This is a genomic window from Mesorhizobium sp. Arg314 (genome assembly GCF_053714275.1).
This window is the reverse complement of record NZ_JBSKBP010000256.1, coordinates 1-458: the sequence shown is the minus strand read 5'-3', so window position 1 is coordinate 458 and position 458 is coordinate 1. Positions and strand designations below refer to the sequence as shown.

Here is a 458-nt window from a genome sequence, read left to right as displayed (position 1 = left end):
CCGACAGAAGGCGTGCGTGTGTGGTTGGCGACGGGCTACACCGATATGAGATCTGGCTTTCCATCGCTGGCGCTCCGAGTGCAGGAGGTCCTCAAACACAATCCCCTTGGGGGCAACCTGTTTTGCTTCAGGGGGAAACGCGGAAATTTGTTGAAGGTCATCTGGCATGATGGCCAAGGATCATGCCTGTTCACAAAAAGACTCGAGCGCGGACGCTTCATCTGGCCGACAGTTGAGGGTGGAGCTGTAACAGTATCTCCTGCGCAGCTGAGTTATCTATTGTCGGGAATAGACTGGCGAAACCCTCAGGAAACATGGCGACCAACCCGAGTTGGGTAGCACTTTTTGGTTGAAAATACAATGGAATATGATTCAATCGGCGCATGAATTCGAAGCCGGTTGATCTTCCCTCGGATCTTGCCAGCGCCTACGTGGCGCTGCTTGCCGAGCGTGAAGCG

At 54.1% G+C, this 458-nt stretch carries 1 protein-coding gene; it reads left to right on the top strand.

Going from position 1 to position 458, the window contains the following annotated elements; genetic code table 11:
* Positions 1 to 12: 12 nt before the first annotated feature.
* Positions 13 to 339 (top strand): IS66 family insertion sequence element accessory protein TnpB, encoded by a 327-nt coding sequence (gene tnpB / locus ACWGS9_RS35370; RefSeq protein WP_454509499.1) that lies wholly within the window; start codon positions 13 to 15, stop codon positions 337 to 339.
* The last annotated feature ends 119 nt before the right edge of the window (positions 340 to 458 follow it).